Below are 23,530 nucleotides of genomic sequence, written 5' to 3' on the forward strand. Positions count from 1 at the left end.
CATATTTATGAAATAATGGAACAACAATGAAGCGCGAAAGTTTGAATAAAAAACGCCTTCTCTTGTCGTAAAGGCAAGAGAAGGCCGGTTTTTCACATTTTAAACCTATCTACATTATCTCTTAATTCTTCAGCGATCGTTGACAACGCAGCGGCCGATGAATAAATCTCTTCCATGGAAGCAAGCTGTTCTTCCATTGCGCTCGAAATGCTGCTCATTTTCTCCATGTTTTGTTCCTGAGAATACTTGGCATTTTTCGTGATTTGCATAACTTCTTCCGCTCCGGCTGAAATTTGCTGCACCGCCGCTGATACTTCCTGAACTTGTGTGGTTACTTCCGTAATGGACTGCAAAATCGAACGAAATGCTTCGTCTGCCTCGCGGACATTTTGCATTCCCTTATGTACGACATCTGTACTATCCGTCATCGATTGAACCGCATATTTCATTTCCTGCTGAATGGTAGCAATGAGCGCTTTGATTTTTTCTGCCGAATTTGATGACTGCTCAGCCAAACTCCGCACTTCATCGGCGACGACCGCAAAACCTTTTCCTTGCTCCCCAGCTCTTGCCGCCTCAATGGCCGCATTTAGCGACAACAAGTTTGTCTGGTTAGCGATTTCCGTAATCACTTCAACAATTTTGCCAATTTGGTTAGAACGTTCACTAAGGCGTTCGATAACTTTGCTCAATTCTCCTACTTTATCGGTAATCATGCTCATATTTTCATTGATCGTTTGCAATGCCTGTTTTCCTTTTTCCGTCCGCTCCAACGCTTCAGAAGAGGCAAGAGAAACCGTTTGGGAATTTCCGGCGATTTGTTGAATCCCCCTCGACATTTCATCAACAGATAAAGAAGCTTTCTCGATGCTCTTCGTCTGCTGTATCGTTTCTTCCGTTATATCTTGCGTCATCGCCGCCACATGTTCGGATGCCTGACTTGATTGCTCTGCGCTTGCAGCTAATTGTTCCGAAGAAGAAGCCAGCAGATGAGATTTCTCGCTAATCGTTTGCAAAACAGAATGCAAAGAATCGATCATATGATTAAAACTGGTTCCCACTACGCTTAGCTCATCCCGGCCCTTGCTTTGAACTTTGGACGTTAAGTCTCCCTCTTTGACTTTTTCGGCGACATTCCTCAAATCTTGCAAAGGCTGAGTAATGGAACGGATGACAATATACGCAAGCAATAAACTAAACACGAAAAACACAAGCACTACTACAAGTGTGGTGTAAAAAATAGGTGCCACTTCCTGCTCGGCTTCCGACTCGGGCATTACACTTGCAATTTTCCAGCCAGTCAAAGGATTGACGGAAAATACGGCGTTCATCTGTTCCTCGCCTTCCATGTATGTAAGTTCCCCTGAATTTTGTTTCATGATCTCTTCATATTGTACACCCGAGACTTTAGACCCATACTTTTCATGCGGATGAACAATCACCTCACCTTGCTCATCCAGAATAAAGGCATAGCCTTCTTTCCCGATTCTTACCTTTTTCACTTCATCTGTTAAATGGTTTAAATTTAAATCAATGCCTACGACTCCCTTGCCGTCCTTCGTTGTTTTAGCAATTGTTACCACTACAGCATCTACGGAAACGGCTTGATAAGGATTTGTAATAATAACTTCCCCTTTATTTTCCATCGCTTGCTTATACCAGGGTCGCTTACGCGGATCATACCCATCCGGCATTTTTACATTAGGCGCATTTACATAAGAGCCATTCTCGTTTCCTACAAATGCATTGATAAGCTCGGAATGAGCAGATTGAAAATCGTTCAATCGTTGTCTTAAACCTTCTGTTCCAACTTCAGCAGAGTTGATGTTTTGTGCCAGAAACTCAATGTTTTTTACCTGTGGATATATGACTCCGTTAACAAACGTATTCAATGTTTTATTGCTCTCTTGGCCACTATATAAAATTTGCTCCATAACCTCTTTCTTCGCTACGTTATACGATACAAATCCTAAACAACTAGTAGAAATAAATACGATTAGTAAAAAAGAAATGATCAACCTCACTTTTACAGAGACATTTCTCATGTATTGAACCCTCTTTCTTTGTTACTTTTTTATGATATGACAGAGAAGATTTTACTAAAAAATTCCCTCTTGTCAACTTTTCTATCCACAGAAAAAGCCTTTTTTCAGCTCGTAAAAGTGAAAAAAGGCTCTTTATCGTTTTTAAGAAATTGTATTTTTTACAAAACGGAAAATATCTATGCTTCTTTTAAATGCTTTACTAGCTGTTCCGCAACTTTCCAAATATCTCCTGCACCCATAGTAAGGACAAGATCGCCTGGCTTCACGGCTTGCTTCAACCGCTCCACTACTTTTTCCTTTGTCGGAATATAAGCGGCGTTTGGGTTGCTGTTCTCCCTAATCCGTTCTACTAACCTTGCAGCACTTACACCTTCAATTTCCGGATCATTTGCTGGAGAATAAATATCAACGATAATGACTTCGTCCGCATCGCCAAACGCTTGGCTGAACGCATCCAGCAGGAAGAATGTGCGTGTATACCGTTGTGGCTGGAATATCGCTATAATGCGACGATTCGTTGAACGGGCCGCTTCCAGCGTTGCCTCAATTTCAGTCGGATGATGTGCATAATCGTCTACTACGAGAATATCGTTAACTTCTCCGATGACTTGGAAACGCCGTTTCGCCCCACGAAACAATATAATCGCTTCCGCAATTTGCTCAAACGTTAATCCGGCCTGCATGCACACCGCTGTCGTCGCTAACGCATTATATACGTTGTGAAGCCCTGGTACTGAGAGTTTCATCCTGCCTAGCAATTTTCCATGATGGAACACATCGAACGAAATCGTACGGTCGCCTGGCTCAATATTGCTTGCAGTATAATCGGCTTCTTTGTTAATCGCGTACGTAACAAACGATACATTTTCCTTCTTTTCCGAAATCATCTCCGTCACATATTGATCGTCAATGCATACAACCGCTGCCCCGTTCTCTTTCACTTGAGAAAGAAATTGACGATACGCTTTTTTTAAATTTTCAAAGTCTCCATCGTAATTTTCAAGATGATCCGGCTCAATATTGGTAACAACCGCAATATACGGGAAGTACTCGAGGAACGTGCCGTCGCTTTCATCCGCTTCCGCCACGACAAACTCGCCTCTGCCCGCTTTCGCGTTGCTTCCTATGTCCATGATTTCACCGCCGATAATATACGTCGGATCGATTTCAGCCTTCTCCATGACCAGTGCAATCATGGACGAGGTTGTTGTCTTTCCGTGCGCACCTGCCACCGCAATGCCTTTTTTCTCATTCAACAACCGCGCCAGCATTTTTGAACGATGAATGAGCGGAATCGCCTGTTCTTTCGCAGCCATTAATTCCACATTCTCCTGCGGAATATCCGTCGAATAGATAACCAAATCCGCGCCCGTGATATTTTCCGCCTGATGACCGATGAACACACGAGCTCCTTTTTGCTGCAGTTTATCTGTCAGCTCTTTGCGAGCTACATCCGAGCCCGTGACATGACATCCCATATCCAGCATGACACGGGCAATAGCGCTCATTCCATACCCGCCAATGCCAATAAAATGAACATGTTCTCGCTTGTGTTCCTGCTGTTTTTCCACCTGAGTGTCCATCTTATTCATCACCAGCTTTCCTGTTTTCTTTCCACTCGTTTCGTATATCCGAAATAAAATATAAAGATCCGGCCACAAGCAGCACATCCTGCTCATGAACCGTATGTAGTGCCCGTCTCCAGGCTTCCTGCCATTCTGTTATAGCATAAATGGGCAGATCAGGCCCGGCGGTTCGGAACGCGTTAGCGAGCGCCTCCGGTTCAGCTGCTCGCGGATGGTCAGTTTTCGTCACCCACACCTGTTTGCACAGAGGGGCAAGCAGTTCTGCCATCTCTGTGTAATTTTTATCGACGAGCGCGGAAAAAACAAGAGAAACTTTTTGACCCGGATAATAGTCCTGCAACGTTTTTGTAAGCGCTTTTACTCCATCTACATTATGCGCACCATCTAAAATTACATCCGGATTTTCGGCAAGCTTTTCAAAACGGCCGGGCCATTTTGCTTCACGCAAACCGGTTCTAATGTGCTCCTCCTCTACATAGAGAGCAAAATAATTGGAAAGTACCTGCAAGGCCATTACAGCTACAGCGGCGTTATGCATCTGGTGCTCGCCGACCAATCCGAGTTCGCACCTATTATAAATGCCAAACGTGCCGCTAAAATCAAGAATTTCTTTGTCTCCCTTTCGGATTCTCACCGCTTCGTATTCTTTGCCTTCCCGATACAGCGAAGCTTTTCGCTCACGGGCCACGCTTTCGATTACTTCCAGCGCTTCCTCGGACATTTTCCCGGTAATAACCGGGACACCATTTTTGATAATCCCGGCCTTTTCCCGGGCAATAGCGTGAAGATCCCCTCCCAGTATATTCATATGATCAAAACCGACATTAGTGATGATGCAAGCGAGCGGATGGACAATATTTGTCGAATCCAGCCTTCCTCCTAGGCCGGTTTCCCAAACTACGATATCCGGGTACGACACTGTAGCGAAATATAGGAGCGCCAGCGCAGTAACGACTTCAAATTCCGTTGGCGCGCCGCATGCTGCATCTTTCATCTCTTCCACGATCGGGCGAATTCTTTCAATAAGCGCAAGCAGATCTTCCGGCGCAATCGGTTCTCCATTGTGCTGAATTCTCTCGTGGAAAGAAACAACATAAGGCGATACAAAAAGTCCGACTTCATGCCCGGCTTTTCGCAGGATCGATTGTAAAAAAGCAGCAGTCGAACCTTTTCCGTTCGTGCCGGCAATATGAATAAACTTTAAGCGACGCTCGGGATGCCCGAGGCGCTCCATCATATATTCCATCCTCTCAAGGCCAGGCCGGACGGAGAAGCGCTCCAGTCCGGCCAGCCAGGAAAGGGCCTGTTCTAACGACTTAGCAGTCAACGTACCATCACCCTCTGAGCTCTTGGATTCTTGCTTTTACTTTGGCTTGCTTTTCAAGATAGTCCGCTTCTTTCGCCCGCTCTTGTTCGATAATATGGGCCGGCGCTTTTTCTACGAAGCCTTTGTTGGATAGTTTCTTCTGCACGCGTTCCACTTCGGCGTCCAATACCTTCAATTCTTTTTCGAGGCGAGCGATTTCCTGTTCAATATCAATCAAGCCTGCGAGCGGCAGGTACAATTCTGCCCCGCTTACGACGGCTGACATCGCTTTTTCCGGCGCCGGAATATCCGTTCCGATTTTCAGCACATCCGGATTGCAGAAGCGCTCAATATACGCTTTACCATCCTCAAGATAGCTGAGCGTTTCTTCGTCGTTTGCTTTGATAAACAGTTCAATTTTCTTGCTAAGCGGTACATTTACTTCCGCGCGAATATTGCGTACGTTGCGGATGACATCCATCAAAAGTTCCATCTGCTTCACAGACGCCGGATTTTCTAGCTCAGGCTTGTATTCTGGCCAGGAGGCTACAATTAAGCTGTCACCTTTATGCGGCAAATGCTGCCAAATTTCTTCCGTAATAAATGGCATGAACGGATGCAAAAGACGCATCGTTTGATCAAGCACATATGCGAGTACCGAACGCGTCGTTTTCTTCGCCGCTTCGTCATCGCCGTACAGCGGAAGCTTCGCCACTTCGATATACCAATCGCACAATTCATCCCAGATAAAATTGTACAGCACGCGGCCCACTTCACCGTATTCAAAACTATCAAGCAAACGGGTCGTATCTTTAATCGTTTCATTCAAACGGTGCAGAATCCATTTATCTGCTATCCCAAGATTCCGGGTCACATCAATATCTTCATACGTAAAGCCTTCCATGTTCATCAACGCAAAGCGGGACGCATTCCAAATCTTATTCGCGAAGTTTCGCGCCGCTTCCACACGTTCCCATCGGAAGCGCTGATCATTCCCCGGTGTGCAACCTGTCGCCAGCATAAAGCGCATCGCGTCCGCGCCGTACTTGTCGATAACTTCCATCGGGTCAACCCCGTTGCCAAGCGACTTAGACATCTTCCGCCCTTCTGCGTCGCGCACAAGACCGGTGATTAATACATACTTAAACGGATTTTTATCCGTAAATTCAAGCGCGGTGAAAATCATACGTGCAACCCAGAAATAAATAATATCATAACCGGTTACAAGTACATCGTTCGGATAGAAATGCTTCATGTCTTCCGTTTCATCCGGCCAACCAAGCGTCGAGAACGGCCACAGCGCCGAGCTAAACCATGTATCCAGCACATCCGGATCTTGTTTAATGTTTTGACTACCGCACTTCGGACACTTGTGAATATCTTCGCGCGATACCGTCATTTCGCCGCAATCATCACAATACCAGGCCGGAATGCGGTGTCCCCACCACAACTGGCGGGAAATACACCAGTCACGCACGTTTTCGATCCAGTGCAAATAAATTTTTTCGAAGCGTTCTGGCACGAATGTTACGCCCTCTTTTACCTTTTGTGCCTCGATGGCGCGCTCCGCCAGCGGCCTCATTTTCACAAACCATTGTGTAGACAAATACGGCTCGATAACTGCGCCGCTGCGCTCACTGTGCCCCACAGAGTGGGTGTGTTCTTCAATTTTGAACAGTACGCCCTGTTCTTGCAGGTCACGCACGATATTTTTGCGGCATTCAAAACGGTCCTGTCCCTGATAAGCTCCCGCGTTTTCATTCATTTTGCCCGCTTCGTCCATGACAAGGATTTGCGGCAGGTTATGACGCTGTCCGATTTCAAAGTCATTCGGATCGTGAGCCGGCGTAATTTTCACGGCACCGCTTCCAAATTCGCGGTCCACATAGTCGTCCGCTACAATCGGAATTTCTCGTCCAACGATAGGAAGAATAACCGTCTTGCCGATTAGATGCTTATAGCGCTCATCTTCCGGATGTACAGCGACTGCGGTGTCGCCAAGCATCGTTTCCGGGCGAGTCGTTGCTACCTCGATATAACCTGTGCCATCTTTAAGCGGATAGCGCATATGATAGAGCGCGCCCTGCACATCCTTGTACTCCACTTCAATATCGGAAAGTGCTGTACGGGTCATCGGATCCCAGTTAATAATATATTTACCGCGATAGATAAGGCCCTTTTCATACAAGCGTACAAACACTTCGCGCACCGCGCGGGAAAGCCCTTCGTCAAGCGTAAAGCGCTCGCGGCTGTAGTCGAGGGAAAGTCCCATTTTTGTCCACTGTTCCCGAATCACATTCGCATAGTGTTCTTTCCATTCCCACACTTTTTCCACAAACTTTTCGCGGCCCAATTCATGACGTGTTACACCTTCTTCGCGCAGTTTGCCTTCCACGCGTGCCTGCGTCGCGATACCGGCGTGGTCCATGCCAGGCAACCAGAGCGCATTATAGCCCTGCATTCTTTTAAAACGAATCATAATATCCTGTAACGTATTGTTCAGCGCGTGGCCGATATGCAGATTCCCGGTTACGTTCGGCGGCGGAATCACAATCGTGAACGGCTGTTTCTTCGGATTGCACTCCGCTTTAAAATAGCCATTGTCGCGCCAGAACGGATACCATTTCGCTTCCGTCTGTTTCGGTTCATATTTCGTCGGCATTTCAGTTTGATTGTGCTGATTCGACATACGTAATACCTCCATCAAAAATTCCAAATAAATAGTATAGAAAGCTTACCTAAAATCTTCTGCTACATGAAAAAAAACTCCCTGCCCAGCCAAAGGACGAAGGAGTTTGTTCGCGGTACCACCTTTGTTAGCCTGCACGTGCTTTTTACATGCCGGCTCGCTTTCTCATGATAACGGGATATCCCGGTCTACCCTACTTATCTGTTCAGGCAGACAGCTCCAAGGCTACCTTCTATTAGTACTTCCATGCAGACCTTCCACCGCTGGCCCACTCTCTGGTATGGCATCCTAATATACTCTTCCTCTTCATCGCTGATTCTATCGCTATAAACTTATTATTCATTGTACCCAGTTTGTGAGAAAATAGTCAATACGAAGCTGTCACCGTCTTTTTTTCGTGCTTGTTGCCTTTTTTACATGAAGCCGTTTTTTGTTGACAAGGAAAGCAAAATGACAGAGCTTCTGCTATTCATTTCATATAGAGATTTTTAATCGTCCTTGCTCTAATTGGATAATACGACCGGCTTCAGCAGCTAATTTCATATCGTGTGTCACCATAATGACCGTTCTGCCCTGAGCGTTCCATTCTTTGAAAAGTTCGATGATGATAATAGCATTATATTCATCAACCGCCCCTGTTGGTTCATCCGCAAAAATCACGTCAGGCTTATTTATGAGCGCGCGGGCAAGTGCAACCCTTCGTTGTTCGCCCCCGCTCAATTGATAAGGTAAATTGTCCAGCTTATCGTCCAGCCCTACCCGTGCAAGCAAATTCCGTCCCCATTCTTCATCGCTTTTTTTGTATGTGCGGCACAATGTTTTCGGCAGAAGTACATTTTCCAGCGTATTCAATGTCGGGATAAGGCTTGGAAACTGAAACACAAAGCCACATTGTTCTGCCCGGATGCGCGTCCGTTCCTTGTCGCTCAAACCGGTAACGTCTTTGCCATCGAAACGCACCGTCCCTTCTGTCGGACGCTCCAGAAGTCCTGCTATCGCAAGAAACGTCGATTTCCCGCTACCGGAAGGTCCGACAACCGCGACAAATTCGCCGGCATGAATCGTTTCGCTTATGCCCTTAAGGGCATGAACTTTCCGCTCGCGCCCGATGCGGTATGTTTTATGAATATTCTCAAGCGAAATCATTATTGCTCCCCCTCCCGAATCGCTTCATATGGCTGTAGCTTTAACGTAGAGCGCACGGGGAAGAACGCAGCCAGCACCGCAATCAGCGCCGTTGCCGCCGTTGTGCCCGCGCCGATAAAAAAGCCGGTCACCCAATCAGGAAACAGCATCGGTAACTGTAACAGTTGCAAAAGTAAAATCCGATTATCGTACAAAGCCGCGCCAGCCAGTAAAGAGCCAATGGCCGCTCCGATCACGGAGGCAAAACCTGCTTCCATCAACAGTAAGCGGAACGTAACAGCGCGGGAAGCACCCATGGCACGCAGCATGCCGATTTCTTTCCGACGCTCGCTAATAAGCGCGGTAAACATGGTCATTACTTGCAGTGCGCTCATAATAAGCACAAGCCCAATCATCATATAGCTCATCATTTTCACGGGAAAAATCTGTTTGTTTACCGTTTCTTGCAATCCGCTCCCTTTAACCACATCAACTTCCAAGTTCATCCGCTCAATTTGACGCTTTACAAATTCCTCCATTCCTGGTTTTGTTTTTACAAGGATAATAGAAATAGAGTTTTCCGGAAAATCAAGCTTGCTGTCTTTATGATTTAGTTCGCGCGCCGCATCCAGCGTAATAAACAGCGTCCTGTCCGTTCCCATACCCGTAGGGAAAATCATGTTTTTTAATATAAAATCCTTACCAAAAAGCGTAATCCATTCCTGCATGTATTCATTGTCAAAGTGGTAAATGTAATTTTTGCCGCCCGCCTCCGCGCCTGCAATTAGATCATATTTCCCTACTTTTTTGTCTGCGGCTGTCCAATTTTTCAGCGTAAAATCAGTTTCTGGGTCATAGGCGACTACCGGAAAATTCCCTGCCGTCTGACAGCATACCGTCGAAACGGTTTCCAGATAAAGCTGAGGAGAAGCAATTTCCACTTCGCTGATGGTACGCACTTTATCAAGTATGCTTTCCGGCATATAAAATTTGGTCGGTGTTCCGGAAATAATCATATCGCCTGCCTGACCGCCGAACCCCTTGGGCACGACCATTAAGCTGGCGCCCAAGCGGCTGGAACTCGCTTCGATGCTTCGCTCCATAGAAAGAACAAAAAAATAGCTTGCAAACAAAATAAAAGCGGTAATGGCAGCGCTTCCCGAAAGCAGTACGGTGCGCGATATTTTTCGCTTAAGACTACGCCAGGCTACCGTGGAAAGTTTCTTCATTGCTGTTCGCACCTCTTATATGCATCACATTCGGCGCTCGATATTCATGCGGTAATACGACCCGCTTTGAACCGCCGTTATCAAGCCAAACGTATAATATGAAATTCACTCAAATTGTTATGTTAATCGCGCGACGATAGGATTTTAACCATCATGAAGAGCAGACCTCCAATGACCGTAAACCAGAGAATATAGTAAACAATCTGTACGCTGTTCAGCATGCTTGCCCACCACTCTTTTTCATATTTTCCATTTATTATATCACTGAGATTATGAAAAACAAAAAAGACCAGAAAAAGGCCTATCTGGTCTTTTTTCATTTATTTCAACGTTTTCAGGAATTCAACCATGGAATCCTTCTGCTCTTCCGTCCAGGAAGCTCCCAACGCTGGCATACTGCCCCGTCCTTTGGTTAGAACATCCTTCACGCCTTCAGGCTTTAGCTTATCTACTATGCCATAAAGAGACGGCCCCATGCCGCCTTTCAGATCGGCACCATGACAAGCTACACACTGTCCGGAAAGTCCTTTTCCTTTTTCCACGCTTACGCCCTGTGCCGCTTCTCCACCGGCCGGACGTTCATCAATCCCTTTGGCGGTCAGCGCATACCCGACAGCCCAAACGGCTAACACGGCATACGTAATAATTAGGAAACGAGGTACTTTTCCGTGTCCTTGCTTCATTCCCATGACTTCATCATAATGCTCTTCGTGCTGTTCATGATTTTTGTGCTTATCAGACATATTATCGCCTCCTCCTCCCCGGTTACTTCGCCGGAGCCGGCTTCAAACTCATCAAGTACGCAACAAGATTATTCATATCCTCATCACTCAAATAATCATACTTAGGCATAATGGAACCTTGGACTATTTTTTGCGGATTTTTCAAATGTTCGATATGCCACTCTTTGCTTGTGCGTGCGCCCACCCACATCAAATCCGGGCCTGTGCGGTTAGAACCGAATAAATGTGGGCGGTCATTTGCGTAATCACCAGGTACAGTTACAGGTCCAATATTCATCGCCAAATCGGCCTTCACCGGACGGACCACCTGTGTATGACAGGTATTACATCCATTCTCAATATATACTTGGCGCCCTTTCGCCTCTGGAGAATCCGGCGCGTAATCGCGCGCTTCCGCATTCGCTGTTGGCATCATCATCTCTTTATCGAAAAACGGCAAGATAATCGTCGCAAACGTCCCCATCATAAAAAGCACAATCGCAGCAAGATAAATAGCTAATGCATTTCTTTCCACCATCGTCCCCTCCCTGTCGTAAATTAAGCAACGACACGTTCTTTCCCCGTCGCAAATTTCGTACCGGACTTCACGGTTTTCCAAATGTTAAATACGAAGAAGAACTGACCGATAATCATCATCGTGCCGCCAATCGCCCGCCAGATGATAAGCGAACGCACGGACTGAACCGTTTCCATGAATGGTTTTCCCTCCATCCACGCAAAACCCTGAATAACGCCCGCAATCCAGAGCGTGAAAGCAAACATCAAAAAGCCGATAACAGAAAAATAATAATGAAGATTCATTAATCTTTTGCTATAAATGTTGCGGCCCGTCAGGCGGGGGATGGCATAATAAATCGTCACAAAGCAAACAAATGAGAAAGCAGCAAATGGAGCCATATGCGCGTGACCGACAACCCAGTGCGTAAATTTAACGACTGCGCTTACCTGCATCAATGATTGAAAAGGCCCCTGCAAACACGCCATCAAATAGAAAATGGAAGCCGTAATAAGAAACTTCATGTTTACGTCTTCGGATACTTTGTACCACATGCCACGCATTGTACCAAATACGTTGGCAAGCACTGTCCAAACCGGAATAATTAAAAGAACGGAAGGAATAATGCCCGCTTTCATCAACCATACCGGGATTGGACCGTTTACCAGATGATGGGGGCCGTTCCACACATAAATCGTGGCAATTGTCCAAAAACCGATAAGTGAAAGCTTATGGCTGTATAACGGTTTACCTGTTAATTTCGGCAGTAAGTAGTAGATTTGACCTATCCCCACTGTTGTAAACCATAAACCAAGAACGTTATGTCCATAGAACCAGTTCATGTTGGCTTGCGCGGCGCCGCCAATAAGGGAAGATGGGATATTGCCGACCGTATAAACGAGCGGCAACCAGATCAAAGAGCCGATAAAATACCAAATCGAAACGTATAACTGTTTCTCCTGGCGTTTCGCAATCGTCATAAACAGGTTAACCGATATCAGCACACACAAGAGAACAACGCCCACATCAAGGAATAACGGCAGCTCCGCATATTCCACGCCGGTAGAATATCCCATACAGATAACGACAACAGCTGTAGCGATCGCCAGGTTCCAAATCAGACACGTTATGTTGCCCAATTTTTCACTCCACAGCTGCGTGCGCGTAAGCTTCGGAATAATGTAAAACATAGCGCCGACCATCGCCATGGACAACCATGCGAGCAAAACCCCGTTCGTATGGATGATGCGGATGTGTGCGTAAGTTAACGCGAAATTAAGAGCATCCGCCCCTGGGAAGTACAGAAAGTCAGGGTAAATTTGCTTGATCGCCACAACAAGCCCGGCGATCATTGAAATGATGAGCCAGAACATCGCACTGTACCAGAAATTCTTCGCGCTACTGAATGGAGCATTACTTAACATGTTATCAACCTCCCCCTCTACTGTTTAAGAAATTACCTTGTGCTTAAAAAATACCTCTTCCTTCACAACATACTAAAACCCCCACAAAATATAAATAATGGAATTTAACAATATAAGGATAGTTTTAACTTGACATACAAGTTAAACAATGAGATAATGTTGTTAAAGTATATCTTAGTGACTACTCCCTGCTACGATTTTAGGATATATCGCCTACTTCTCGGGATCAACGATCATTTATCAAAAAAATTTGTCAACTTCGTTACAAAAATTTGAATTATATATACTATAAAAAGAGGAGCCTTATTTGCTCCTCTTTTTTCTTTGTAGTATTAGGAAAGTAACGGTAGACGCGCACCTATTATTAGAAAGAGACGTATACTGGAAGCAGGAAAAAGCATGGAAAGGAGCCTAGCAAAAATGAAAGGACGCTGGCGTTACCACCCGTTCTATCTAAAAATTCGCTTCGGTGCTTTGCAGCTCATTATTCCTTTTATCGTGTTCCAATTCATTCGCACGATCCTGTTTCCAACTTCATTTGATGTGGTGCTGCTGTCGCTACTTATTCTGATATACGCCGCCATTTTACTTGATTATATATGAGCCGCAACCGTCGCTTGTTTGCGGCTCAATTTTGTTCGATTCCCAAAGCGAACTCATGCATCTTTGGCAAAAGCCGGAGATGCTTCTTCCATGCTAGGACTTGTTGTTGTTCCATTTGCTCTCGCCGTTCCTTTGAAGCGCGCACATATTTGCGCGCAAGTTCCATCAGCCGCTCCGGATACATAAGATAACACGCTAGAAGTCTTCGCTCTCCCTTCGTAAGACATCTCTCCGATTCGTAGGCGTACAGCCACTCCCTCCCCTTTCCTTTCCGCCATTCCCAAGCAGGTCCATAACGGCGGAAAAATAGCGTTACATCCCGCACCGGCGTATCGAAATTAGCACGCTCAAAATTGATAAAATAGATCTGTCGCCCGGCTCCGACAAGAATATTCCTGCTATGGACGCGTCCGTGACACAGGGCGCGGGATAAATGTAAAACATCGCTACTCACGGCCACCTTCTCCAGTTCCTGTATGCCCCACTCGGCAAATTGCCGAACCTGCTCCGCGCTATTTCTTACTGCTCTTTCAAACGCGGAAGCAGTCTTTCTTTTTCCTCCGGCTTCTGCTATCTCTTCGATTCTCGCGATTCCTTCTTCCCATCGCTGCCGAACTTGTCTAAGCGAAACCGGAGCATATCCCCGCCATTGTTCCCCGGCCTCCGCACTTATTTTATGAATGCGTGCCATCTCTTTTAATACTTTTATATCCCAATCCGGCAAATCTTTGATCATAGCTATCTGTTCAATCCAGGGAAGCAGCAAATACGTTCCTTCATACGTAACCACGCAGGGCTCTCCGTATTTCGTAAGACAAAAAGGAATCACGCTTCGCACACCGCGCGCCGAAAGATAGCGAAGCCAAGAAGCGACAAAGTTCAGCTGCAATGGGTGTTCATGCGTTACCTCAAGCCAAAAACTCCCGCAGTCTGTTTCCGCTTTCCAGCGGTTTTGCCCCTCCTGGACAAGATTATGCAGGCGTAAATCATATTCATGTAATACATGCTTTGTCCGCTGCTCTATGTTTTCCATCAGTCGCTTCCCTCCCCGCATAACCCGTGCATTTCCATTACACATGCAAGCAATTGTTCCCTTTGATATTGCAGCCGAAAGCCGGTAGCAATGCTTTCTTGTTCATCTTTCAGGGAGGTTGCGCTTTTTATTCGCAATAAAACAGGTAATGGATAAGCCAGCAGTGAAAGCAAATAATTTCTTTCTTCTACTGTCAACCTACGCTCATCCGCGTATGCGGAAAGAAACGCCTGCACACCGTCCGCCCCGCCTGCACGCCAGATTTGCTCAAGCAATGAAAGCGTATCTTCATGTCGCCGCGCAAGCACGGGTGCATGCAGTCCGGTAATGTACCATACTCCTTCCCAGCGCACAAGAGAAGCCAGCTCCATATACGCAAACGAAAGCGGGGTTGCATCATGTTCCACCCCGCTTGCTACGTATAATGCCTCCGCCATCCTCACCCTTTCCACTGTGCGGGAGAGATTGTAAAATAGCCATTTTTCCTCAGCGCTTTTCCTGTTATAAAGATTTTGCATTATAGTATCCAGATAACGATAACTATTCCTTAAGGCTGCTTCAGTAAGTATTCCTTTTGTGCAATAGCGTCCGGGAACGATCCTGATTTTGTAGTCAGAGCAGGCATGAATACGGGCAAGAAGCATACCAAGCACAGAATATCCTTCCATCTGCCAGAACGGATGCCTTACCCACGAATCGTCCTTTTCCCAGTAATCGGACAACGCATAGCAACCAGTATCATCAGAAATCCAATGCGTGCCGCTCCTTGTCGCTATATAACGTTCCACATACCGGAATCCACTGGCAGCCAAACACTCGCGCCAATGATGCGACCAACGTAGCAAGTTTTCATCTGTGCAATAAGTGATACGCTTTTTGCCTCTGTCGGATAGCACATACCAATCGTTCTTTTCCTGCTTCACTTCAATAACAGCAAAAGGGTATTCTTCCAGATGACTGCGTAATGTCTCATGTTGCAGTTTCATCTTTCTCCCCCTCTGCCGCTAAGCTTTAACAGGAATGTAAAGAACTTGCCCTTTCGCTACGGTTGCGCTTGAATGCAATCCGTTCGCTTGAGCGATATCTATCACACTTACATTGTATTTTTCCGCAATCTCCTCTAACGTTTCATCCTGTTGTGCAATGCACATTTTTAAACGAGTAAACTTCTCTTCCTTTTGCTTCATGAACGACATCAAATAAAACGCGCTGCCTTTTTTGTCCTCTTCTAGTGTTTCTTCTTCTTCCCCTGGCGCTTCTTCTTCGTCCCTTACTTCTTCAACCGCTTCTTCCTCTTCGGCACTTCTCTCTATTGCTTCATTTTCTCCACGCTGTCCATAAGAAGACAAAAATGGCGTCGTAACGGTAACCGGGTCACGTTTTGTACCTTTCAACGTAATGGATACTTTTGCTTCTTCTCTTTCTTCGGCGCGGTTCTCTTTTTCTTCATTACATTCGTCGTGCGCCTTGCTTTGAACATCGGGCACAGTCACGGATGCAGACTCTTCGGTAAGCTCTGCCTCTGTTTCTGTACTTTGTACATCCGTTTCTTGTTGTTTCGTTTCCGGCGTGTGTGACCTTGCTTCTTCTTCCGTTCCATTCGCTTGTATAGTCTTTTCTACCGCCTCTGCCTGAACCGACTGTTCTTCCGTTTTCGCCGCCTCTGCCTGAACCGGCTGTTCTTCTGCTTTCACCGCCTCTGCCTGAATCGGCTGTTCTTCCGCTTTCACCGCCTCTGCTTGAACCGGCTGCTCTTCCGCTTTCACCGCCTCTGCTTGAACCGGCTGCTCTTCCGCTTTCACCGCCTCTGCCTGAACCGGCTGCTCTTCCGCTTTCACCGCCTCTGCCTGAACCGGCTGCTCTTCCGCTTTCACCGCCTCTGCCTGAACCGGCTGTTCTTTCATCATCTTGGCTTCGACTGATGGTTCAGTTATCTCCTCGTCTTTTCTTCCTTCTTCCATCTTTACTGATTGGATAGTCGGTTGGGGAGGAGCCGCGGCATCTGTTTCCTGTACAACATCATCTTCCTTATCCGTTTCTGCTATAGCTTGTTCTTCTTTTGGAATGAATATCGCAGGGGTGGCCTCAGATTGCGTGGAATCTTCTTCTCCTTTGTCATCAGCTGGACGGGATGATGCCTCGCTTTCTTGCGTCTCTTCGGCTTCTTGATGGGAAGCAACATACTCAAATTTCGTTTGCAACAGTTTTGTTTCTTCAGTGGCAGAGCTTGCGAAACCTGCGTTTTTTACCCCGTTCAATGCCAATTCGGCGATAATAGATAATTTGCGTGTGGATTGGATTTCATAGTCAAAGGACAAAATCGAAGCATACATTTGCTCTATGTCTTCGATTTTGCTGCGCGCAATGCAAATGTGAACCGGAATTTTTTCTATAAATGTGGTTCGTTCACTCTCCTCTTCAAAATCGTCCGGGTTCATAGCAAATGGATTAAATACAACAGAATCCACGTAACCAGTTACAGGCATTTCCTTTTCATTCGATGGAATATCTGGAAATTTGGGCGGTTTTCCGACATATTTCCCTTCTAATTTCAGATAACCTGAAACGATAACCTCATCCACCGTTTCCTGAATTTGAATGTGAGGTGTCAATTCTATCTCATCAATTTGTTCAATTTCACTCTGATCAGGAGAAATAAAAACCGAATGTTGCACCGGAAACGTCAAAATGGCGGCTCGATTGTTTTGCATGTTGATGAAATCCTCCCTCCTCTAAATTGCTTTCCTTAAAATATATAGAAAAAAAAAGAGGGATATGCTCATTTCCTACGGAAACTTTTACACGACAAAATACTGTTTTCGCACAGCATCATAAAACGAAAGAAAGCCATAAACATATAAAAAAATACCCGAAACCGAAAAGGTCTCAGGTATTTAGCACATCGAATTATAGTTGCTTCAACGCATTGTAGTTCGCTGCAATCGTCCGTTCAATATCTTCGTCCGTGTGGGCCGTAGATACAAACATCCCTTCAAACTGTGACGGCGGTAGCGAAATGCCTTCTTCTAGCATCAGACGGAAGTATTTGGCGAAACGATCCAGGTCAGACGTTTTTGCCGTTTCATAGTTGATTACTTTCTGATCGGTAAAGAAGACGCCTATCATAGAGCCAACGCGGTTGATATGGATTGGAATACCCAGTTCTTTCGCGTTAGCGGCAATGCCTTCTTCCAGACGGGCGCTCTTACGTTCTAACTCTTCATACACACCTGGCTTGCTGAGTTCTTTCAATGTCGCGTAACCGGCTGCCATTGCCAACGGATTTCCCGACAATGTACCTGCCTGATACACGGGACCATCCGGTGCAATTTGGCGCATGATTTCTTCCTTGCCGCCGTACGCACCGACCGGAAGACCCCCGCCGATTACTTTTCCCATCGTCGTTAAGTCAGGCGTAATGCCGAAACGACCCTGGCCGCAGTTGTACGCCACGCGGAATCCGGTCATAACCTCATCAAAAATTAATATCGTTCCATATTCTTTTGTCAGTTTACGCAGCCCCTCCAAAAAGCCCGGCAGCGCCGGAACGACACCCATGTTGCCCGCTACTGGCTCGACGATAACAGCCGCCAATTCATGTCCAAAACGCTCAAATGCTAATTTTACGCTTTCCAAATCATTATACGGCACCGTAATGGTGTTGGCTGCCAGGGAAGCAGGTACACCCGGACTGTCCGGTAATCCTAGCGTTGCTACACCGGAACCGGCTTTGATAAGCAGACTGTCGCCATGTCCATGATAACATCCTTCAAACTTCATAATTTTATCACGCTTCGTGTACCCGCGCGCCAAGCGAAGCGCGCTCATCGTCGCTTCCGTTCCAGAATTAACCATACGCACAACTTCCACGGAGGGCACGATTTCGCATACAAGCTTGGCCATCTCCGTCTCAAGCACAGTCGGTGCACCGAAACTTGTGCCTTTTTCCAGCGTTTCTTTGAGTGCTTCCTGCACTGCTGGATGGCAATGCCCCAGAATCAATGGACCCCAAGAACATACATAGTCAATGTATTCATTTCCATCCACATCATAAATTTTTGAACCGACACCACGCTCCATATACACCGGGTTCATGCCAACCGATTTGAAAGCGCGTACAGGGCTATTTACTCCGCCCGGCATATATTTTTTTGCTTCGGCGAAACTTTCGATTGATTTGTTGTACACTTTATGCATTGTCATGCCCCCCTGTTATTATTTATCTATTTCCTTCAACCAGCGGGCCGCATCTTTCGCTGAATACGTTAAAATCATATCAGCACCAGCACGCTTCAGTCCGGTGAGCAGTTCAAGCGTAATAGCCTTCTCATCAACCCAGCCTCGCAAAGCCGCCGCTTTAATCATAGAATACTCACCGCTTACATTGTAAGCTGCCACAGGAAGGTCAAAGCTGTCTTTTACTTCACGGATAATATCCATGTAAGCCATCGCCGGTTTCACCATTAGCATATCCGCTCCTTCTGCCACGTCGGAAGCCGCCTCACGCAGCGCTTCGCGACGGTTGGCCGGATCCATCTGGTACGTTTTACGATCGCCGAACTGCGGCGCGGAATGTGCGGCATCACGAAACGGTCCATAGAATTGGGAAGCATATTTGACGGCATACGACATAATCGGCGTATTGATAAAACCAGCTTCATCAAGTCCTTGCCGAATTGCTGCAACAAACCCGTCCATCATATTGGAAGGCGCGATCACATCAGCGCCAGCCGCCGCCTGGGAAACCGCCGTTTTTACAAGCAATTCCAAACTCGGGTCGTTATCCACATAACCATCGCGCACCACACCGCAATGGCCATGTTCAGTGTACTGACACAGGCAAGTGTCGGCCATCGTCACAAGTTGCGGTGCCCACTGTTTAATTTTTCGAATCGCCTGCTGCACGATACCATTTTCCGCATAAGCCTCTGACCCGCATTCATCTTTATGGTTCGGCACACCAAATACTATCACCGACTGAATTCCCAGCTCCACCACTTCAGCAACTTCTTCTTCAAGGCGGTCTAAGGAATAATGGAACACGCCCGGCATGGAAGAGATCTCATGTTTTATATTATCGCCTTCCACAACAAATAACGGATAAATAAAGTCATTCGTATGCAAATACGTCTCGCGGACAAGATTCCTCATCGCGGCTGTTGTACGCAGACGGCGATGGCGTTGAAAATGTAAAGACATCATTCCATCCTCCTTCGGGTTACCACCCGGTATAATTCAAAATGGCCCGCAGCAGACCGTCAATGCTGTATTCGTCGCCCATCACATGGACAGAAAGTCCGGCATCCTGCACCGCCTTCGCAGTAACAGGACCGATAACTCCGATATGTACTCCCGCCAGATACTCCTGCCTCTCTTGTTCGCTAAAACCAGCTAAAAAATGGCGTACCGTAGACGGACTGGTGAACGTGACCATGTCGACTTTCTTCTGCTTTAATTGCCTCTTCATTTGAGCAATATTTTCCTCTGCCCTTACCGTATCATAAGCGGGCGCATCTGTCACTTCCAATCCAAGCGCCCTAAGTCCTTCCGGAAGTACTTCACGGCCGATGTTTGCCCGGGGCAGCAGCGCTTTTTGCCCCGGCTCTAGCTTATCCTTCATTATCTCTACCAGATGTTCGGCAGTAAATTTACCGGGAATATGCGGCACGAAAAATCCTCTATCTGCAAGAGCGGCAGCTGTCTTTTTCCCTACGGCGGCAATCTGTCCATTAAAATCGTCCATGCTATACCCGAGTTCCGCAAGGCGCCGAAAGAAAAAAGCAACCCCATTTACACTGGTGAAAAACAGCCAGTCAAATGAGGGCAGAGCGCGCAAGGCGCGATCAAGAGGAGCAGGATCAGAAGGCGGCACAAACCGAATAACCGGACAGGCGATGGCCTCGCCACCCAGCCGCTCGATTTTGCGGATAAACTCTTCCGCTTGTTCCCGTGCTCTCGTCACGACAATACGCTTGCCTTCAAGTGGACGGACAGCGTTCATGCTTGGTTTTCCTTACTCACTTTTTCCAGAATGGTATCGGCGCCTTTTTCTTTTAACTTCCTGGCAAGCTGCACCCCAAGCTGCTCAGGATCGGTACCTTTGATACTTTCTTTGAGTACATTCTCTCCATCCGGGTCAGCCACAAGGCCGGTCAGGGAAATGGCTCCATCCGTAACAATAGCATGAGCGGCAATCGGTACCTGGCAACCGCCTTCCAATGTGCGTAAAAAGGCGCGCTCCGCCCGGACGGCAAGCGCTGTTTCTTCATGATGAAGCTTACTTAACAATTCCAGCAGTTCTGTGTCGTCTTCGCGGCACTCAATCGCAAGCGCTCCCTGCCCAACTGCGGGCAGACTCACTTCAACCGGGAAAAATTCGGTAATTTCCCCGTTCCACTGCATCCGCTCCAGACCAGCTGCCGCCAGAACAATAGCCGAAAAGCTTTCTTCTTTCAGCTTACGCATGCGGGTATCAATATTGCCCCGAATCGGTTCAATAACAAGATCCGGACGGAGCGCTTTCAATTGGGCCGCACGCCGGAGGCTGCTTGTTCCTACAACGGAACCCGCCGGAAGCTTATCCAGCGGAGTGCCGTGTTCGCTAATGAGCACATCCCGCACGTCTACGCGTTGCGGCACGCAGCCGATAGTAAGACCTTTCGGCAATACGGCCGGCATATCTTTCATGCTGTGAACCGCCATATCGATCTCTCCATCAAGTAGCGCCTGTTCAATTTCTTTGACAAACAATCCTTTGCCGCCTACTTTGGACAGGGTCACATCAAGAATACGGTCCCCTTTTGTCACAATTTTTTTAATCTCGAATTCAAAAGGAAGACCAAAGCTTTTTAGCCGGTCAACCACCCAGTTTGTCTGTGTTAACGCCAGCGCGCTTTGCCTGGAACCTACAACAATTTTTCTCATTATTCATATCTCCCTTCCTACAGCCACTGATGAAAAGATAAGACAGACCCGGAAATGAAATAGTTCAGCAAAATCAGCATAAACGCTCCCGCATTCCATAACGCCAGCTTGCGACCCATCCAGCCGTAAGTCACGCGCTGATACAAATAAAGGGAATAAGCGATAAACACAGCAACGGATACGAGCACTTTAGGGTCAAGCCAAATGCTAGCATTCACTTTTAGATGAGCCCAAATCGCTCCCAAAATTAGCGCCAGAAGTAAAAGCGGAACCCCTATCATGTTCAGTCGATATGAATACAAATCAAGAAGTCCAAGTCCTGGTAGCCTTTGCAACCATTTATTCCACATTTTTTGCTTCAGCATCCTGTCCTCGACAAGATACATAAGCGAAAAAATAAACGAAAGCGAGAACGCCCCGTATGAGACGAGCGCTAGACTGATGTGAATGAAGAGCAGTTCCGATGTAAGGCGCTCAGCCACCATCGGCGACGCTTCTTTGTTGGCAAAGAAGTTGAGCGCCAGCACGGAAAATCCGAGAACATTCGTGAAGAATACCAGCAGATCCACCCTAAACAAATAATTGATGACAAGGGAGAAAGTGACCAATATCCATGAATAAAAAAAGAGCGTTTCAAATAGTGTGAGTACCGGGAAATACTCTTTCTCAACCATGCTAAGGACAAAAAAGACGCTTTGCAGCGCCCAAACAATAGCAAGCAGCCAGAAGGCGATACGATTTACCTTCCGGCTGCGGTTTAGAAAATCAGCAAAATACAGCAGGATGCTGCAAGCATAAATATAGATAATGACATCATAAATTAAGCTTTCATGAAACAATGGACATAACTCCTCTCCTCAGGAGCAAAACTAGAAAGCTTGCTGCGCTCTGCGTTGTCGAAGCGGAATGTACGATTCTTCTGTTTCTTCCTCCGCTTGTGTCATCTCTTCAAACAAACCTTCAAGAGCAAACAGCTTCACAAACATATTCAACGCCTCATCCGCCCCCGGCTGTCCTGCCATTTCCTTGAGACGGACGATCGGGTCGTGCATGATTTGGTTAATCAGACTACGGGTCTGCTTATTGATCATCCGAATTTCTTTCTCGGTTAACTCTGGACATTTGTTCTGAATATTACGCAGCGCTTCCTGCTGGTAAGCAAGCAGCTTTTCGCGCAGCGCCCCGATAAGCGGACCCACGCCAAGCGTATTTAGCCATGATTTGAAAGCGAGCCATTCCTCGTTGATCATTATGCAAATTTTCTCAGCTTCACGCGCACGCTCACGCAGGTTGGCCGCAACAATTCCTTCCAAATCATCGATATCGTACAGATAAACCCCATCCAAATCATTAATCTCCGGATCCAAATCGCGCGGCACAGCAATATCTATCATAAACAGCGGACGGTTACGGCGTTTTCGCATAATCGCTTCCACGTTCCGCCTCGTTACCACATAAGCGTCAGCACCCGTCGAACTGATCACAATATCAGCAAGTACAAGCGCCTCGTCCAGCCGTTCCATCGGTAAGGCAACCCCGCGAAATTTATCGGCCAGCGCCAGCGCACGCTCGTACGTGCGGTTTACCACAAGCACGCGTGCGGCACCATTTGCATGCAGATGCTTCGCAGTTAATTCGCTCATCTTTCCCGCGCCAAGCACAAGAACGGTCTTGTCATTAAAATAACCAAACACTTTTTTGCCCAATTCAATCGCCGCATAGCTCGTCGAGACAGCATTTTTATTAATGTCCGTCTCCGAATGGGCACGCTTGGCCAATGTAATCGCCTGCTGAAACAGCTTGTTGAACACAATTCCCGTTGCGCCGTTTGTTTGCGCCAACTGGAATGCATCCTTTACCTGTCCAAGAATTTGTGTCTCACCCAATACCATAGAATCCAAACCACAGGCGACACGAAACAGATGCTGCACAGCGTCATCATTTTCTTTTATATAAATATGGTCAATAAATTCTTCACGCGGTACACCAAACCATTCAGAAAGGTAATTCTTCATGAAATGGCGTCCCGTATGCAACTGGTCAACGACCCCATAAATCTCCGTACGGTTACAGGTGCCAATAATTACACACTCTAATATGCTTTTCGTATTTTTTAGTTTCGTCAGCGCCTTCAGCCTGTCTTGTTCCGCAAACGCAAACCGCTCGCGGATTTCGACTGGCGCTGTGCGATAATTCAACCCGATTGTTAGAATGTGCATAATTGACACCCCTACCTCTTTATATTTCCCGTTCCATCAAATTCATTTATTATTCTGTTCCCTTATCCGTCCGCAATATGCGCCTATTTTCACATGTTATTAATTATA

Annotated in this window: 19 protein-coding genes and 1 other annotated feature; of the genes, 1 reads left to right on the plus strand and 18 read right to left on the minus strand. The window is 46.7% G+C overall.

The genetic code is table 11. The features are described 5' to 3' along the window. Window positions 1–92: 92 nt before the first annotated feature. The 9 genes from K3F53_RS14835 to K3F53_RS14875 all read right to left on the minus strand — a co-directional run bounded on the left by K3F53_RS14835 (window position 93) and on the right by K3F53_RS14875 (window position 12,643). Window positions 93–2,045: a methyl-accepting chemotaxis protein gene (locus K3F53_RS14835; protein ID WP_220559081.1), complete on the minus strand. Its 1,953-nt coding sequence runs from the start codon at window positions 2,043–2,045 to the stop codon at window positions 93–95. Window positions 2,046–2,221: 176 nt separating this feature from the next. After that, the gene (gene murC / locus K3F53_RS14840; protein WP_236781961.1) at window positions 2,222–3,637 is read right to left on the minus strand and encodes a UDP-N-acetylmuramate--L-alanine ligase; all 1,416 of its coding nucleotides are present in this window, start codon (window positions 3,635–3,637) and stop codon (window positions 2,222–2,224) included. Beyond that, the gene (locus K3F53_RS14845) at window positions 3,630–4,958 is read right to left on the minus strand and encodes a bifunctional folylpolyglutamate synthase/dihydrofolate synthase (RefSeq protein WP_082705883.1); all 1,329 of its coding nucleotides are present in this window, start codon (window positions 4,956–4,958) and stop codon (window positions 3,630–3,632) included. Before K3F53_RS14845 ends, murC begins: the two co-directional genes overlap by 8 nt. A gap of 7 nt (window positions 4,959–4,965) precedes the next feature. Beyond that, window positions 4,966–7,626, minus strand: a complete 2,661-nt coding sequence (locus tag K3F53_RS14850) for a valine--tRNA ligase (RefSeq protein ID WP_057897872.1) — start codon at window positions 7,624–7,626, stop codon at window positions 4,966–4,968. 89 nt (window positions 7,627–7,715) lie between these two features. Further along, window positions 7,716–7,945 (minus strand) — a binding site (T-box leader). A 155-nt stretch (window positions 7,946–8,100) separates the two neighbouring features. Further along, complete coding sequence (locus K3F53_RS14855; RefSeq protein ID WP_057897871.1) at window positions 8,101–8,772, minus strand: ABC transporter ATP-binding protein; 672 nt, start codon at window positions 8,770–8,772, stop codon at window positions 8,101–8,103. Continuing rightward, window positions 8,772–9,980 (minus strand): ABC transporter permease, encoded by a 1,209-nt coding sequence (locus tag K3F53_RS14860; protein ID WP_057897870.1) that lies wholly within the window; start codon window positions 9,978–9,980, stop codon window positions 8,772–8,774. The genes K3F53_RS14855 and K3F53_RS14860 overlap by 1 nt, the downstream gene beginning before the upstream one ends. Window positions 9,981–10,300: 320 nt before the next feature. Next, on the minus strand, window positions 10,301–10,723 hold the full coding sequence (locus K3F53_RS14865) for a c-type cytochrome (RefSeq protein ID WP_057897868.1): 423 nt from the start codon (window positions 10,721–10,723) through the stop codon (window positions 10,301–10,303). 22 nt (window positions 10,724–10,745) lie between these two features. Further along, a complete protein-coding gene (locus K3F53_RS14870; RefSeq protein WP_057897867.1) occupies window positions 10,746–11,240 on the minus strand; it encodes a cbb3-type cytochrome c oxidase subunit II in 495 nt (164 codons plus the stop codon). A gap of 20 nt (window positions 11,241–11,260) precedes the next feature. Next, entirely contained in the window at window positions 11,261–12,643 is a 1,383-nt protein-coding gene (locus tag K3F53_RS14875) for a cbb3-type cytochrome c oxidase subunit I (protein WP_057897866.1), read from the minus strand. A gap of 420 nt (window positions 12,644–13,063) precedes the next feature. On the opposite strand from K3F53_RS14875, the gene K3F53_RS14880 reads away from it, so the two are divergent. Further along, window positions 13,064–13,246 (plus strand): hypothetical protein, encoded by a 183-nt coding sequence (locus K3F53_RS14880; RefSeq protein ID WP_057897865.1) that lies wholly within the window; start codon window positions 13,064–13,066, stop codon window positions 13,244–13,246. 25 nt (window positions 13,247–13,271) lie between these two features. On the opposite strand, the gene K3F53_RS14885 is transcribed toward K3F53_RS14880, so the two are convergent. The 9 genes from K3F53_RS14885 to hemA form a co-directional block, all read right to left on the minus strand. Beyond that, entirely contained in the window at window positions 13,272–14,279 is a 1,008-nt protein-coding gene (locus K3F53_RS14885) for a phosphotransferase (protein WP_057897864.1), read from the minus strand. Next, window positions 14,279–15,265: a hypothetical protein gene (locus K3F53_RS14890; RefSeq protein ID WP_057897863.1), complete on the minus strand. Its 987-nt coding sequence runs from the start codon at window positions 15,263–15,265 to the stop codon at window positions 14,279–14,281. Before K3F53_RS14890 ends, K3F53_RS14885 begins: the two co-directional genes overlap by 1 nt. An 18-nt stretch (window positions 15,266–15,283) precedes the next feature. Further along, window positions 15,284–16,990, minus strand: a complete 1,707-nt coding sequence (locus tag K3F53_RS14895; protein ID WP_220559082.1) for a LysM peptidoglycan-binding domain-containing protein — start codon at window positions 16,988–16,990, stop codon at window positions 15,284–15,286. A 196-nt stretch (window positions 16,991–17,186) separates the two neighbouring features. Continuing rightward, window positions 17,187–18,476, minus strand: coding sequence for a glutamate-1-semialdehyde 2,1-aminomutase (gene hemL, locus K3F53_RS14900; protein WP_057897861.1), 1,290 nt, complete (start codon window positions 18,474–18,476; stop codon window positions 17,187–17,189). A gap of 18 nt (window positions 18,477–18,494) precedes the next feature. Further along, window positions 18,495–19,478 (minus strand): porphobilinogen synthase, encoded by a 984-nt coding sequence (gene hemB, locus K3F53_RS14905; RefSeq protein WP_220561054.1) that lies wholly within the window; start codon window positions 19,476–19,478, stop codon window positions 18,495–18,497. Window positions 19,479–19,497: 19 nt separating this feature from the next. Beyond that, a complete protein-coding gene (locus K3F53_RS14910; RefSeq protein ID WP_057897859.1) occupies window positions 19,498–20,280 on the minus strand; it encodes a uroporphyrinogen-III synthase in 783 nt (260 codons plus the stop codon). Beyond that, on the minus strand, window positions 20,277–21,203 hold the full coding sequence (gene hemC / locus K3F53_RS14915; RefSeq protein WP_057897858.1) for a hydroxymethylbilane synthase: 927 nt from the start codon (window positions 21,201–21,203) through the stop codon (window positions 20,277–20,279). Before hemC ends, K3F53_RS14910 begins: the two co-directional genes overlap by 4 nt. Window positions 21,204–21,220: 17 nt before the next feature. Beyond that, window positions 21,221–22,042, minus strand: coding sequence for a cytochrome C assembly family protein (locus K3F53_RS14920; protein WP_057897857.1), 822 nt, complete (start codon window positions 22,040–22,042; stop codon window positions 21,221–21,223). A 30-nt stretch (window positions 22,043–22,072) separates the two neighbouring features. Continuing rightward, window positions 22,073–23,422 (minus strand): glutamyl-tRNA reductase, encoded by a 1,350-nt coding sequence (gene hemA / locus K3F53_RS14925; RefSeq protein ID WP_057897856.1) that lies wholly within the window; start codon window positions 23,420–23,422, stop codon window positions 22,073–22,075. Window positions 23,423–23,530 lie beyond the last annotated feature (108 nt).

The organism is Aneurinibacillus thermoaerophilus (assembly GCF_019603355.1).
Lineage (GTDB): Bacteria > Bacillota > Bacilli > Aneurinibacillales > Aneurinibacillaceae > Aneurinibacillus > Aneurinibacillus thermoaerophilus.

Bases quoted from the DNA above. Each gene is read 5' to 3' on its own strand.
- K3F53_RS14870 (WP_057897867.1), bottom strand. From the start codon at position 11,240: ATGGTGGAAAGAAATGCATTAGCTATTTATCTTGCTGCGATTGTGCTT.
- K3F53_RS14880 (WP_057897865.1), top strand. From the start codon at position 13,064: ATGAAAGGACGCTGGCGTTACCACCCGTTCTATCTAAAAATTCGCTTC.
- K3F53_RS14850 (WP_057897872.1), bottom strand. From the start codon at position 7,626: ATGTCGAATCAGCACAATCAAACTGAAATGCCGACGAAATATGAACCG.
- K3F53_RS14855 (WP_057897871.1), bottom strand. From the start codon at position 8,772: ATGATTTCGCTTGAGAATATTCATAAAACATACCGCATCGGGCGCGAG.
- K3F53_RS14860 (WP_057897870.1), bottom strand. From the start codon at position 9,980: ATGAAGAAACTTTCCACGGTAGCCTGGCGTAGTCTTAAGCGAAAAATA.
- K3F53_RS14885 (WP_057897864.1), bottom strand. From the start codon at position 14,279: ATGGAAAACATAGAGCAGCGGACAAAGCATGTATTACATGAATATGAT.
- K3F53_RS14835 (WP_220559081.1), bottom strand. From the start codon at position 2,045: ATGAGAAATGTCTCTGTAAAAGTGAGGTTGATCATTTCTTTTTTACTA.
- K3F53_RS14895 (WP_220559082.1), bottom strand. From the start codon at position 16,990: ATGCAAAACAATCGAGCCGCCATTTTGACGTTTCCGGTGCAACATTCG.
- murC (WP_236781961.1), bottom strand. From the start codon at position 3,637: ATGAATAAGATGGACACTCAGGTGGAAAAACAGCAGGAACACAAGCGA.
- hemB (WP_220561054.1), bottom strand. From the start codon at position 19,478: ATGTCTTTACATTTTCAACGCCATCGCCGTCTGCGTACAACAGCCGCG.
- hemC (WP_057897858.1), bottom strand. From the start codon at position 21,203: ATGAGAAAAATTGTTGTAGGTTCCAGGCAAAGCGCGCTGGCGTTAACA.
- K3F53_RS14890 (WP_057897863.1), bottom strand. From the start codon at position 15,265: ATGAAACTGCAACATGAGACATTACGCAGTCATCTGGAAGAATACCCT.
- hemL (WP_057897861.1), bottom strand. From the start codon at position 18,476: ATGCATAAAGTGTACAACAAATCAATCGAAAGTTTCGCCGAAGCAAAA.
- K3F53_RS14910 (WP_057897859.1), bottom strand. From the start codon at position 20,280: ATGAACGCTGTCCGTCCACTTGAAGGCAAGCGTATTGTCGTGACGAGA.
- K3F53_RS14875 (WP_057897866.1), bottom strand. From the start codon at position 12,643: ATGTTAAGTAATGCTCCATTCAGTAGCGCGAAGAATTTCTGGTACAGT.
- K3F53_RS14865 (WP_057897868.1), bottom strand. From the start codon at position 10,723: ATGTCTGATAAGCACAAAAATCATGAACAGCACGAAGAGCATTATGAT.
- hemA (WP_057897856.1), bottom strand. From the start codon at position 23,422: ATGCACATTCTAACAATCGGGTTGAATTATCGCACAGCGCCAGTCGAA.